The following is a 13,463-nucleotide window of genomic DNA, read 5'->3' on the forward strand; positions in this document are numbered from 1 at the left end:
ATGGTGGCTGGGGCCTGGGAAGGTTGTGGGGGTAGAGCCAGTACATAATGTCGTGTTCAGGCGCCGTGGCGCACCTGGGTCTACACCCTAGTGCGCGCCCGGTGCGTCAAATGTGTATACGGGAACTGAGTCGACTACGGGCGATCGCAACAAAACAACGCAACGGAGCGGGGGATGGCGGTCGTCCGTTTTGGACCGTAGGACTTGGCCGAGCGGCCCGGAGCGTGTCCATAACGGACGACCGCCATCCCCCGCGGACGCCGGACTGAGCGCCCGATCCCCCCGAAATCTCACGATGCGGGTGAAAGTGGACATTCCCCGGCCCCGCGGCCCTTGCCATTGTTACGATGGGGCGTTATGAGCGAGAACATCATGCGAATCATCGACCTTCGTGGCAAGAACCTGTCCCGCGCCGAGCTGCTGGCGGCCATGCCGCGCGCAGCCATGGGCACCTCCGAGGCGACCGATCTGGTCCGCCCGATCCTGGACGACGTCAAGGAGCGCGGCGCCGCGGCCCTGCGTGACTTCGAGGAGAAGTTCGACCACGTGCGCCCCGAGCACCTGCGCGTGCCGAAGGAGGCCATCGAGGCCGCCGTCGAGACCCTCGATCCGGAGGTCCGTTCCGCCATCGAGGAGTCCGTGCGCCGCGCCCGCGCCGTCGCGGCCAACCAGGTGCCGAAGGACTTCCACACCGACCTCGCCCCCGGTGCCCGCGTCGCCGAGCGTTGGATCCCGATCCAGCGCGTCGGCCTGTACGTGCCCGGCGGCAAGGCCGTCTACCCGTCGTCCGTGATCATGAACGCGGTGCCCGCCCAGGCCGCCGGCGTCGAGTCGCTGGCCATCGCCACCCCGCCGGCCCGCGACGATGCGCAGGGTCTGCCGAACAAGACCATCCTCGCCACCTGCGCCATCCTCGGCGTCGACGAGGTGTACGCGGTCGGCGGCGCGCAGGCCATCGCCATGTTCGCCTACGGCGCCAAGGGCTCCGAGCCGCAGGACGGCGACGTGCTGTGCGACCCGGTCGACAAGATCACCGGCCCGGGCAACATCTTCGTGGCCACCGCCAAGTCGCTCGTCTCCGCGTTCGTCGGCATCGACGCGGTCGCCGGCCCCACCGAGATCGGCATCATCGCCGACGAGACCGCCACCCCGAGCCTCGTGGCCGCCGACTTCATCGGCCAGGCCGAGCACGACGAGCTCGCCGGCTCCGTGCTGTTCACCGATTCCCCGGAGCTGGCCGAGAAGGTCCAGGAGAACCTCGCCTACCGCGTGCCGCGCACCGAGCACGCCGAGCGCGTCCACACCTCCCTGTCCGGCACCCAGTCCGCGATCGTCCTGACCGACGGCCTCGACCAGTCCGTCGACGCGGCCAACGCGTACGCGGCCGAGCACCTCGAGATCCAGACCAAGGACGCGGACGCGGTCGTCAGGCGCATCAAGAACGCTGGCGCCATCTTCCGCGGCCCCTACTCCCCGGTGCCGCTGGGCGACTACATGTCCGGCTCCAACCACGTGCTGCCCACCGGTGGCACCGCCCGCTTCGCCGCCGGCCTCGGCGTGCACACCTTCATGAAGCCGGTCGAGGTCATCGAATACGACGAGGAGGGCCTCAAGGCCCTGGCCGCGCGCATCAACGCGTTCGCGGTCTCCGAGGACCTGCCCGCCCACGGCGAGTGCGTGCTGTCCCGCTTCGTCGAGGACCCGTACGACAAGGCCACCCTGCGCGAGCAGGAGAAGGAGGCCGGTCTGCTGTGAGCGCCATCCCCGCGAACCTGCCGCTGAGGAACGACCTCATCGGCGAGGAGCCGTACGGCGCGCCTCAGCTGGACGTGCCCGTCTGCCTCAACGTCAACGAGAACCCGTATGCGCCGGATCCGGCCGTGTGCGACACGATCGCGCGCCGCGTGCGCGAGATCGCCCCGACCCTCAACCGCTACCCGGACCGCGAGCACATCGAACTGCGCAAGGCGTTCTCCACGTACCTCGAGCGCGAGTCCGGCGTCAAGCTGGACGTCGACGAGCTGTGGGGCGCCAACGGCTCCAACGAGATCATGCTCCAGCTCTTCCAGGCGTTCGGCGGCCCCGGACGCACCGCGCTCGGCGCCGACCCGACGTACTCGATGTACCCGGAGTACGCGCGCGACACGTTCACCGGCTGGAAGCTCGCCCACCGCAACGCCGACTTCACGCTGAACGTCGAGAAGACCATCGAGGCGATCCACGAGGTCAAGCCGAGCATGGTGCTGCTCACCAGCCCGAACAACCCCACCGGCACCCCGCTGCCGATGGAGGACATCGAGCGCATCCTCGCCGCCTGCGAGACCGCCGAGGTCGAGGGCGCCCCCGAGGGCGTCCACCCGATCCTCGTCATCGACGAGGCGTACGTGGAGTTCCGCAGGCCCGGCACCCCGAGCGCCGTGTCCCTCATCAAGGACCACCCGAACCTGGCCGTCTCGCGCACGATGAGCAAGGCGTTCGCCTTCGCCGGCGCGCGCGTCGGCTACCTCGCCGCGTCCAAGGGCATCATCGACTGCGTGCGCATCGTGCGCATGCCGTACCACCTGTCCGCCGTGACCCAGGCCGCCGCCCTCGCCGCGTTCGAACACACCGACGAGCAGCTCAGCCGCGTCGACCACCTGCGCGAGACCCGCGAGGCCACCGCCGAGTGGCTCAAGGCCCAGACCTACAAGGGCGAGCCGCTCGAGGTCGCCGAGTCCGGATCGAACTTCCTGCTGTTCGGCGGGCATTTCGACGACCGCGACGCGATCTTCGACGAACTCCTCAAGCGCGGCGTGCTCATCCGCGTCGTCGGCCCGGACGGCTGGCTGCGCGTGTGCATGGGCACCGACGAGGAGATGGCCCGCTTCCGCGAGGCGCTCGTCGAGTCGATGCGCATCGTCGAGGCCAGATAGGGCAGACCAGCCGGACAGGCCGGACGCATCCGGCGGATTTCCGTGGGGTCGGTCGCCGTATGGGCGTCCGGCCCGTCGAACGTCGAACATCGACAGACAGTCGATACCATCGATATAAGGAGCACAAATCATGGCGCGCACCGCGCACATCGTCCGCGAGACGAGCGAGTCGCACATCGACCTCGAACTGAACCTCGACGGCACCGGACAGACCGACATCGACACCTCCGTGCCGTTCTACAACCACATGATGAACGCGCTCGGCAAGCACTCGCTGATCGATCTGAAGATCCATGCACACGGCGACACCGACATCGACGTGCACCACACCGTGGAGGACACCGCCATCGTCTTCGGCGAGGCCCTCAGGCAGGCGCTTGGCGACAAGCGCGGCATCCGCCGCTTCGCCGACGCCACCGTGCCGCTCGACGAGGCGCTCGCCAAGGCCGTCGTCGACATCTCCGGCCGCCCCTACGTGGTGTGCACCGGCGAGCCCGAGGGCTACGAGTACTGCATGATGGGCGGCCACTTCACCGGCTCCCTCGTGCGCCACGTGATGGAGTCGATCGCGCTGCACGCCGGCATCTGCCTGCACATGCAGGTCCTCGCCGGCCGCGACCCGCACCACATCGCCGAGGCCGAGTTCAAGGCCCTGGCCCGCGCCCTGCGCTTCGCCATCGAACCGGACCCGCGCATCGAGGGCCTGATCCCGAGCACGAAGGGAAGCCTGTGATGGCCGACGACTTCGGCAAGTCCGACGACTTCGATCCGGACGAATCGCACTTCTCCGACGAGGACCTCGCCAAGGCGATGGAGGGCTTCGAGAAGGAGTTCGCCGACGAGGAGACGTCCGACGCCTCCGACATCGACGATCTCGATCCGAGCCTGGACATCGACGGCATCGACATCCCCGACGACGCCTCGTCCATCGACCCGGCCTTCGGGTTCGACGACGCGCTCGCCGGACTGCTCGGCAACAAGGCCAAGATGGCGGCGCTCGTCACGCGCATCGCGTCCGCGCCGCTGCTCGCCGCGTTCTGCCAGCTGTCCGACATCTCCGCCGACTGCGTGGGCTCCAACCAGGGCGCGATCGCGGTGCTGCGCAACCTCGACGGCGACGCCCCCGAGGCGGCCGCCCGCGACATCACCACCGTGGTCGGCGGCATGAGCGTCGTGCTCGGCGTCAACCGCGCCGACAAGCTCGAGGTCACGCTCTACGCCGGCGGTCAGGCCGGCCAGACGCTCGCCCCGCCGATCCTGTTCAACTCGACGCCCCGCTTCGTCGAGGACCTGATGCTCGGCATCACCACCGTCGCCCAGCTGAAGACCCAGGGCTTCGAGGTGGTCGACTCCGCCGGACTCGACCACGATGCGGCAATGAAGGTCATCGCAGAGCACACGAAGTTCGGCCGCGGCGGCGCCACGCGCGGCTCGAGCATCGACTGACGGACCGAACACACCCAACCCAACACACACCCACAAACCAAGGGGGACCAATTGACCACCGCAGTCGTGTTCGACTATGGCTTCGGCAACGTGCGCTCCATGGTGCGCGCCCTCGCGCGCCTCGGCGTCGATACCTCGCTCACCTCCGACTACCGGCAGGCGCTGGAGGCCGACGGACTCGTCGTGCCCGGCGTCGGCGCGTTCGCCGCCTGCATGGAGGGACTGAAGAAGGTCGGTGGCGACCGCGTGATCATCGACCGCATGCGCGCCGAACGCCCCGTGCTCGGCGTGTGCGTCGGCGAGCAGGTGCTCTTCGAGATCGGCCACGAGCACGGCGAGGACGCGGCCGGCGTGGGCCTGATCGGCGGCTCCGTCGACCCGCTCGACGCGGACGTCGTGCCCCACATGGGCTGGGACACGCTCGAGGACGCCGCCGGCTCCACGCTCCTCAAGGGCGTGGAGGACGAGCGCTTCTACTTCGTGCACTCCTACGCCGCGCACGACGCGCGCGCGAAGGACCTCACCGACCTGCAGATCGAGATCACCGACGAGCAGCATGTCACGTGGTGCACGTACGGCCGCAGCCGGTTCGTCGCCGCCTACGAGCGCGGCCCGCTGTTTGCCACCCAGTTCCACCCGGAGAAGTCCGGCGACGCCGGCGCCCAGCTGCTGGAGAACTGGATCGCCACGTTCTGACCGGCGCCCGGCGCCCGCCCGACCGGCGTTCCGGTCGCTCCCGTTGATTCGGATCCCGTCGGTCCGATTCCCATACGAAAGGAAACCATCATGTCCTTGACCCTGCTTCCCGCCGTCGACGTGCGCGACGGCAAGGCCGTGCGCCTGCGCCAGGGCGAATCCGGCTCCGAGACCGACTACGGCTCCCCGCTCGAGGCGGCCCGCACGTGGGTCGAGTCCGGCGCCGAATGGATCCACCTGGTCGACCTCGACGCCGCGTTCGGCACCGGCGACAACCGCGCCCAGCTGCGCGAGATCGTCCATGAGCTCGGCTCCCGCGTCAACATCGAGATGTCCGGCGGCGTGCGCGACGACGCCTCGCTCGACGCGGCCCTCGAGGCCGGCGCCGCGCGCGTCAACATTGGCACCGCCGCGCTCGAGAACCCCGAGTGGACCCGTCGCGTCATCGCGAAGTACGGCGACCGCGTGGCCGTCGGCCTCGACGTGCGCGGCCACACGCTCGCCGCGCGCGGCTGGACCCGCGAGGGCGGCGACCTGTTCGAGACGATGAAGATGCTCGACGACGCCGGATGCTCCCGCTACGTCGTCACCGACGTGGCCCGCGACGGCATGATGAGCGGCCCGAACCTCGACCTGCTCAAGGAGGTGGCCGAACGTACCGACGCCAAGGTGACCGCCTCCGGCGGCATCTCCAAGCTCGACGACCTGAGGAACATCCGCGCCCTCGCCGACCTCGGCGTCGACTCCGCCATCCTTGGCAAGTCCCTCTACGCCCGCGCCTTCACCCTCGAGGAGGCCCTCGAGATCGCGCGCTGATCGACGCGCGAGAATTTGTACCGCTGGCATGGGCTCAGCGGCACAAATTCTCGGGAACGACCCATCCTTCGAGAAAAAGGACCGCTGGTATCACGCCAGCGGTCCTTTTTCTCGAGGTGTGGACTGATCCCGAGAATAGGGACCGCCAAGAACCCGTGGGAGGCGCGGATTCTTGGGGGAGGAGATAGGGGAGAGGCCTCGCCCCGGGGAATCCGCGGCTCCCACGCGGCTCACGCGCAGGGCAGCTGGCCCTTCTTGATCATCTTCTTGAACACGGCGTAGTCCTCGTCGTTCTGTTCGGCGTAGCTGACGGCGAACGAGGCGATCGCTTTGTCGAAGTCGTCCGATCCGCCGAGGTAGTTCGCGATCGCGATCGAATCGCCGGTGCGGGCGTGCGCGTGCGCGAGGCACCAGGCGCACATGCGCGACAGATCCGACAGCGCCGTCGCGTTGAGGTTGTCGATGTCGATCGACCCCTTGCCGTTCCACAGCTGGCGCACGTAGTAGTCGCGCTTCTTGCCGTCCTCGGCCATGAAGCTCGTCCATCCGAGCAGCACGTCGGCGGTCGACTGGATCAGCTTCTGGCCCTGCACGACGCGCTCGCCGTGCGTCGCGTACGGGGAGGCGCCGCAGTAGTGCTCGAGCACCGAATACGTGGCCTCCTTCATCTGGATCATCATCGGGTCGTCCATGTCACGCGCGGTCCACACCGTTGCCCACGCGCGCTGGCCGACCGAGCCGACGCCGACGACCTTGCGCGCGGCGTCCTGATAGTGGAAGTGGTCGAACACCCAGCGGCGGTCCTCGTACAGGGAGTGGCGGTAGTTGTCGAACAGCGTGTCGATGCGCGCCTGTAGCGCGTCGAGATCGGCGTAGCTGTCGAGCTCGTTGATCGGCACCAGCTCGGGCGGATCGGAGCGGAAGCGCAGCTTGCCGTCCTTGAAGCGGCACAGCTTCGCGGCCGCCGCGTCGTTGTCCTTCAGGAGCGCCTTCATCGCGGCCTCGCGCAGCGTGCGGTTGCGCTTGCCGCCGGCGTTCGTCTCGAAGCGGTCGAGCGTCTCCTCGACGTCGAGGTGCGCGTACCACGCGTCGAGATAGTCCATCTCGGAGAACCACTTGATGCGCTCGCGGTACGTGTGCACGCACTGCATCACCGCCGCGCGGATGTCCTTCTCCTTGAGCTTGTTCGCGCGCCCGCAGATCTCCACGGACACCGCGAGGCGCTTCAGGTCCCACTCCCACGGGCCGATCGCCGTCTCGTCGAAGTCGTTGATGTCGAACACCAGTCGCGCCGAGGGGGAGCGGAAGATGCCGAAGTTGCCGATGTGCGCGTCGCCCACACACTGCACCGGGATGCCGGTCACGGGCGTCGTCGCGAGGTCGTTGGTCATGATGAGGACCGTGCCGCGGTAGAACGTGAAGGGGCTCGCGCTCATGCGTTTGTAGCGCAGCGGGATCAGGTCGGGCACGCGGATCGCCGACTGCTCCTCGAGCAGCGCGATCGCCTCCTTGCGTCCGGAGCGCACCTGCCAGATCGCGTGCGCTTCGAGCGGCGCCTTGGCGCGGGCGGCGATGCCGGCGCGGGAGCGTTCGCGGGGACTCTCGGCCTGCCTCCACGACGTGACGTCGACGGGCGGATTGTCGGACGGGGTGATGTGGTCTTGTGCAACTTCGCTCATAGGTTCCTACTCTACCCGCCGCCGGCGCGTGTCCCGGCGGATCGTCCGCGCCGGCGGCGGACGTGCACGGGCCCGAGGTCCGAAACAAACCCATAACACGCGGGTGTGAGGATATGTGCCTATGGATAAGCAGCAAGAGTTCGCCCTGCGCACGGTCGAGGAACGCGACGTGCGCTTCATTCGTCTATGGTTCACGGACGTGCTCGGCACCCTGAAGTCCGTGGCGATCGCGCCCGCGGAGCTGGAGGCGGCGTTCGAGGAGGGGCTCGGATTCGACGGCTCGGCCATCGAGGGCATGACCCGCGTCTCCGAGGACGACATGATCGTCAAGCCGGACCCGTCCACCTTCCAGATCCTGCCGTGGCGCGGCGGACCCCAGGGCACCGCCCGCATGTTCTGCGACGTGCTCACCCCCGACGGCGAACCCAGCCTCGGCGATCCCCGCCATGTGCTCAAGCGCTCGCTCGCCAAGGCCAAGGAGAAGGGCTTCACCTTCTACGTGCACCCGGAGATGGAGTTCTACCTCTTCGAGCAGCAGACCGACTGGTCCAAGGCCCCGACCCCGATCGATGAGGGCGGCTACTTCGACCACGTGCCGCGCAGCCCCGGCATGGATTTCCGCCGCGCCACCGTGAACATGCTCGAGCAGATGGGCATCTCGGTGGAGTACTCGCACCACGAGGCCGGTCCCGGACAGAACGAGATCGACCTGCGGTACGCGGACGCCCTGACCACGGCCGACAACATCATGACGTTCCGCACCGTCGTCAAGGAGATCTCGCTGGAGCGCGGCATCCACGCCAGCTTCATGCCCAAGCCTCTGGCCGACGCGCCCGGTTCCGGCATGCACACCCACCTGAGCCTGTTCGAGGGCGACGCCAACGCCTTCTACGAGGCCGGCCAGGAGTTCAACATGTCGATGACGGCCCGCCAGTTCGCCGCCGGCATCCTGTACCACGCGGCCGAGATCTGCGCGGTCACCGACCAGTACGTCAACTCGTACAAGCGTCTGTGGGGCGGCAACGAGGCTCCGAGCTACATCTGCTGGGGCCACAACAACCGTTCCGCGCTGCTGCGCATCCCGCAGTACAAGCCCGGCAAGGGCAACTCGGCGCGTATGGAGTTCCGCGCGCTCGACCCGGTCGCCAACCCCTACCTCGCCTACTCCGTGCTGCTGGCCGCCGGCCTCGACGGCATCGAGAAGAAGATGCAGCTCGGCGAGCCGACCAGCGATGACGTGTGGGAGCTCACGGACGAGGAGCGCCAGTCCATGGGCATCGAGCCGCTGCCGCGTTCGCTCGGCTCCGCGCTGAAGATCATGGAGAAGTCCGACTTCGTGGCCGGAGTCCTCGGCGAGCACGCCTTCGAGTACTTCCTGCGCAACAAGCGCCAGGAGTGGGAGGAGTACAACCGTCAGGTCACCGCCTACGAGCTCAAGACCTACCTGCCCAAGCTGTGACGCATGCGGCCGTGTGACCGCGCGTGATCCGTCGGACGGCATCAGGGCCCGTCATCCCCGTATGGAAGGGGTGACGGGCCCTCGTCGTATCCGTCCCGCTCCGATGCGGTCCGCGATGCGGCTCCGTCCGCGTGTCTTGGCGTCCCGTTGTATGCCGAGGCCAATAGCATGCGCTTGGAACATCACGAGAGAGGGAACCATCATGGCGAACAACGCCACCGAAACGGTCTCGGACAAGGCCTCCGAATCCAGGGCGACCGGGGCCGTCGCGACCGTCGAAACCAAGCCGTCCAAGCCGGAGCGCTTCTTCAACCTGCCCGTCACCATCCTCGTCATGGCGAGCTTCATGCTCGGCATGAGCGAGTTCGTCGTCGTCGGCATCCTGCCCGACATCGCCCAGGGGCTCGGGGTCTCCGAGGTCACGGTCGGCAACCTCGTGGCCCTGTTCGCGTTCGTGTACGCGCCGGTCACGCCGCTCGGCTCCGCGATCTCCGCCCGATTCCCGCGCTTCGCGACCTACCTGACCCTGATGGGCGTCTTCCTCGCCGGCAACCTCCTGTGCGCGATCGCGCCGAACTACGCAGTGCTCGTCGTCGCCCGCATCATGATCGCCCTCGTCTCCGGCACGCTCGTCGCCATCGCGATGACCTACGCGCCCGACGTGACGACCGAGCAATACCGCACCAAGTTCATCGCCTGGGTGTTCTCCGGCTTCTCCATCGCCTCGGTCGTCGGCGTGCCGTTCGGCACGTGGATCGCCAACGCGTTCGGCTGGCGCATCACCTTCCTCATCATCACCGGACTGACCGTCGTGCTCATGATCTTCATGGCGACGGTCCTGCCGCGCAACTCGCATCCGGTCACCATCGGCTTCCTGCGCCAGTTCCGTCTCTTCTTCGACCGCCGCATCTGGGGCGGCGTGCTCACCGTCGTGTGCGGCGCCGCGTCCAGCTACGTCTTCTACACGTACCTGACCCCGATCATGCGCGACGAGATCGGAGTGCCCGAACGATACGTGAGCGTCGGTCTGGTCCTCTACGGCGTCGCCTGTCTGTGGAGCAACCTGCACGGCGGCAAGATCGCCGAGCGCGGACGCGGCGTGGAGCCGCTGGCGCGCACCCGTCCGATCTTCTGCCTGCATGCGGTGCTGCTGTGCACCCTCGCGCTCGCCGCCGTCGTGCCGGTCTACGGCGCGATCCTGCTGGTCGCGCTCGGCATGATGATGTACCTGTTCAACTCCGCCTCGCAGGTGCTGTACATGGACGTGGCCGCCCAGTCGCACCCCGGTTCGATGAACCTCGCCGCCTCGCTCAACTCGATGAGCTTCAACATCGGCATCGCCATCGGCTCCGCGGTCGGCGGCCTCGTCAACGACCATCTCGGCCTGACCTGGCTCGGCCCCTTCGGCGCGGTCTTCTCCGTCGGCGCCATCGTCATCACCACGCTCCTGCGGCGTGACATGCCGAACCGTTAAGCGAACGGTCCGGTGGACCGTTCGTAGGTGAGGCCGAGCGGCTGTGCCGCGAGGTGAGCAGGGGTCGCGCCTGTAGGCGCGTCCGTGATTGCGGTGCGAACCGTTAAGCGAACGGTCCGGTGGACCGTTCGTAGGTGAGGCCGAGCGGCTGTGCCGCGAGGTGAGAAAGTCATGCCCGTGGACACGTCCATGATTGCAGCGCGAACGTTAGACGGACGGTCCGGTGGACCGTCAGACGAACAGTCCCAGCGTGAGAAGCGCCGCGACATAGATTGCCACGATGACGGCGAACGCCACGTCCCGTCCGACCACGCGCATCACCCGCCAGTGCGTGCGACGGATGCCCTCCTCGTAGCAGCGCGCGTCGAGCGCCAGCGAGAGATTGTCCGCGTGACGCAGCGCGCCGGCGAAGATCGGTACGATGATCGCCGTCATCGCCTTCACGCGCTGCGGCAGACTGCCCGTCTCGATCGAACCGCCGCGGGCCGCCTGCGCGTCCGCGACCGCCTGCGCCTCCACGGCCAGCGTGGGGATGAAGCGCAGGGCGAGGCTCAGCACCAATGCGATCTCCTGCGTGTGCACGCCGAGGCGATTGAGCGGCGAGAGCAGCGAGGCGAACGCGTCGGTGATCGCGGTGGGCGTGGTCGTGGCGAGGAACACCGCGCCGAGCACGATCACCAGCGCGAAGCGGCACGTGTAGAGGATCGCCGTCACGACGCCGTCGTCGGTGATCGGCACGGGGCCGAGTTCGACCAGCACATGGCCGGTGCGCACGAAGAACACGTTGAGCAGCCCCATCACGGCGAACAGCCCGAGGAACATCCTCACCGAGCCCAGCAGCCGCGTGAGCCTCACGCGCGAGGCCGCGATCACGCCGCCGGTGAAGACCGCGCCGAGCAGCAGCTGCCACGGATTCGAGATGGCGAAGGCCGAGAACATCGCGACGAGGATCGCCACCATCTTCACGCGCGGATCGAGCCGGGCGACGGGGGAGTGGACGCGTCGGCTCGCTTCGGTCGCCGCCGGCTTCCCCCGACGCTTTGCTCCCTCCGATTCCGTCGATTCCGCCGTTGAACGCACGGCGGGGATCATCGGCCCGTGCCCCTGGGGGACGCGGGCCGCAACGTCCGGCGGCACGGGGTGTGAGACACCCCGACCGGCATCATCCGCGGCGACGACCGGGGTGCCGTTCCCTCCACCGGCCGACAGCAACCCCATGTCGAGCACGCGGTCGGCGACGCGATGCGCCTCCTCATGGCTGTGCGTCACGATGAGCACGCTCACGCCCTGGGCCCTGAGATCATCGAGCAGCGCGTACACGCGTTCGCGCGCATCGGCGTCCAGTCCCGCGGTCGGCTCGTCCATGACGAGCAGCGCCGGCCGGCACGCGACGACGCCGGCGATGGCGGCGAGCCGTTGCTGTCCGCCGGACAGGTCGAACGGCGAGCGGTCGGCGAGGCCGTCCAGACGGGCGAGCCGCAGCGCCGCATCCACGCGCGCGTTGATCTCGGCCCGGTCCAGCCCCTGATTGGTCGGCCCATACGCCACGTCGTCGCGCACCGTGTCGGCGAACAGCTGCCGCTCGGGATGCTGCATGACCAGTCCCACCGTGCGGCGCAGACGCGCGAGATCCCGGCGCTTGGCCGTGTCCACGCGCAGCCCGTCGATCGTGATCGAGCCGGAGTCGGGCTTGTCGAGCGCGCAGACGAGCCGCAGCAGCGTCGACTTGCCGGAGCCGTTCGCGCCCATCAACGCCACCGTCTCGCCCCGGCGCACCTGAAGCGACACGTCGTCGAGGATCGGCCCGTCGCCCCCCGCATACGCATACGAAACATGCTCCACCGACAGCATCACGTCGGAGGAGCCGGACGCTCCCGCCCCTTCCCGACTTTCCCGACGCATGAAAGTCGTCGCCGGACGGCCCGCGACGGGTGCGATACCGGGCTGCGATGTTTCGTGTGTTTCCAGCACCCCGGACGTTGCGAGCGTTCCGGACGTACCGAGCGACCGAAGGCCGGTCTGCGTCGCCCGACCGTAGGCTTGGCCGAGCGGCCTGGAGCGTGTCGGGCGACGCAAACCGGCCGTAGCGGAGCGGACCCCGCTGGAACCGGACGTGGAATCGGACGAGGCGACGGAATCACCTACGACCCGCCCACCTTCGAGCCGCACGACCCTACCCGCCCGCGCGATCTCGTCCGGATGATGCGTCACGTGCACGATCGTCGTGCCGGCGGCATGCAGCTCGTCGAGTACGTCCATGACCTCCGCGCGCGCCAACGGGTCGAGCATCGCGGTCGGCTCGTCGAGCACGAGCAGACGCGGGCGCATCGCGAGCATGCCTGCGATGGCGGCGCGCTGCTGCTGGCCGCCGCTCATGCGGATCGGGTTCGCGCCGCGCATGCCGTCGAGCCGCACGGCCCCGAGCGCGTCCGCGATGCGCGTCGTCATGTCGTCACGGCCATCGCCGCCGTCGGCGGCGTCGCGCGGGATGCCGAGGTTCTCCGGACCGAACGCCACGTCGTCTTCGAGCACGGTGGTGACGAGCTGGTCCTCCGGGTTCTGAAACACGGCGCCGATGCCGCGTCGCGCGGCGCGGTAGGCGTCGGCGTCGGGGCCGGCGGGGGAGAAGACCGTGCGCCCGAGCAGCGTGATCGTGCCCGAGTCCGGGGCGACGAGTCCGGCGACGAGCCGGGAGAGCGTCGACTTGCCGGATCCGTTCGGGCCGGTCAGCGCGACGTACTCGCCCTCGGCGATCGTCAGGGAGACGTCGTCGAGGGCCGGAGCGTCGTCGTAGCGGAAGCGGATATGGGAGAGTTCGGCGAGGTTCACGTGTGGTCTGGTCCTTGGAAAAGACGGGATGGGGCGGGCGGACGGATCGTCCGGAGAAACGGCGACGGCCGTGCCCTGGATGGTCCAGTGCACGGCCTTGCCGGGATATCTATGTCATTGCGACGGACACCGCCGAAGCGGATGACGGAGGC

The 13,463-nt window shown here is 68.4% G+C and carries 10 protein-coding genes; 8 read left to right on the top strand and 2 right to left on the bottom strand.

The features are described 5' to 3' along the window. Positions 1 to 357: 357 nt before the first annotated feature. From hisD to priA, 6 genes are all read left to right on the top strand, one after another. Positions 358 to 1,755: a histidinol dehydrogenase gene (gene hisD, locus JS528_RS05735; RefSeq protein ID WP_214358140.1), complete on the top strand. Its 1,398-nt coding sequence runs from the start codon at positions 358 to 360 to the stop codon at positions 1,753 to 1,755. Then, the gene (locus tag JS528_RS05740) at positions 1,752 to 2,912 is read left to right on the top strand and encodes a histidinol-phosphate transaminase (RefSeq protein WP_214358141.1); all 1,161 of its coding nucleotides are present in this window, start codon (positions 1,752 to 1,754) and stop codon (positions 2,910 to 2,912) included. The genes hisD and JS528_RS05740 overlap by 4 nt, the downstream gene beginning before the upstream one ends. A gap of 130 nt (positions 2,913 to 3,042) precedes the next feature. After that, positions 3,043 to 3,645, top strand: a complete 603-nt coding sequence (hisB, locus tag JS528_RS05745) for an imidazoleglycerol-phosphate dehydratase HisB (protein ID WP_214358142.1) — start codon at positions 3,043 to 3,045, stop codon at positions 3,643 to 3,645. Continuing rightward, the gene (locus tag JS528_RS05750; RefSeq protein ID WP_214358143.1) at positions 3,645 to 4,358 is read left to right on the top strand and encodes a hypothetical protein; all 714 of its coding nucleotides are present in this window, start codon (positions 3,645 to 3,647) and stop codon (positions 4,356 to 4,358) included. Before hisB ends, JS528_RS05750 begins: the two co-directional genes overlap by 1 nt. 51 nt (positions 4,359 to 4,409) lie before the next feature. Further along, the gene (gene hisH, locus JS528_RS05755; protein ID WP_214358144.1) at positions 4,410 to 5,054 is read left to right on the top strand and encodes an imidazole glycerol phosphate synthase subunit HisH; all 645 of its coding nucleotides are present in this window, start codon (positions 4,410 to 4,412) and stop codon (positions 5,052 to 5,054) included. Between the two features lie 90 nt (positions 5,055 to 5,144). Continuing rightward, positions 5,145 to 5,870, top strand: a complete 726-nt coding sequence (gene priA / locus JS528_RS05760; protein WP_214358145.1) for a bifunctional 1-(5-phosphoribosyl)-5-((5-phosphoribosylamino)methylideneamino)imidazole-4-carboxamide isomerase/phosphoribosylanthranilate isomerase PriA — start codon at positions 5,145 to 5,147, stop codon at positions 5,868 to 5,870. A gap of 230 nt (positions 5,871 to 6,100) precedes the next feature. On the opposite strand, the gene JS528_RS05765 is transcribed toward priA, so the two are convergent. Further along, entirely contained in the window at positions 6,101 to 7,549 is a 1,449-nt protein-coding gene (locus JS528_RS05765) for a DUF2252 domain-containing protein (RefSeq protein ID WP_214358146.1), read from the bottom strand. A gap of 121 nt (positions 7,550 to 7,670) precedes the next feature. Here JS528_RS05765 and glnA point away from each other — a divergent pair, with 121 nt between their 5' ends. Beyond that, positions 7,671 to 9,008, top strand: a complete 1,338-nt coding sequence (gene glnA, locus JS528_RS05770) for a type I glutamate--ammonia ligase (protein ID WP_214358147.1) — start codon at positions 7,671 to 7,673, stop codon at positions 9,006 to 9,008. Positions 9,009 to 9,342: 334 nt separating this feature from the next. Further along, on the top strand, positions 9,343 to 10,482 hold the full coding sequence (locus tag JS528_RS05775; protein ID WP_338069776.1) for an MFS transporter: 1,140 nt from the start codon (positions 9,343 to 9,345) through the stop codon (positions 10,480 to 10,482). Between the two features lie 231 nt (positions 10,483 to 10,713). Here the strand turns inward: JS528_RS05775 and JS528_RS05780 are convergent, their stop codons facing one another. Continuing rightward, positions 10,714 to 13,311, bottom strand: a complete 2,598-nt coding sequence (locus tag JS528_RS05780) for an energy-coupling factor transporter ATPase (RefSeq protein WP_338069771.1) — start codon at positions 13,309 to 13,311, stop codon at positions 10,714 to 10,716. Between the last annotated feature and the right edge of the window lie 152 nt (positions 13,312 to 13,463).

The sequence above is a fragment of the Bifidobacterium santillanense genome (assembly GCF_018555385.1).
GTDB classification, from domain to species: domain Bacteria; phylum Actinomycetota; class Actinomycetes; order Actinomycetales; family Bifidobacteriaceae; genus Bifidobacterium; species Bifidobacterium santillanense.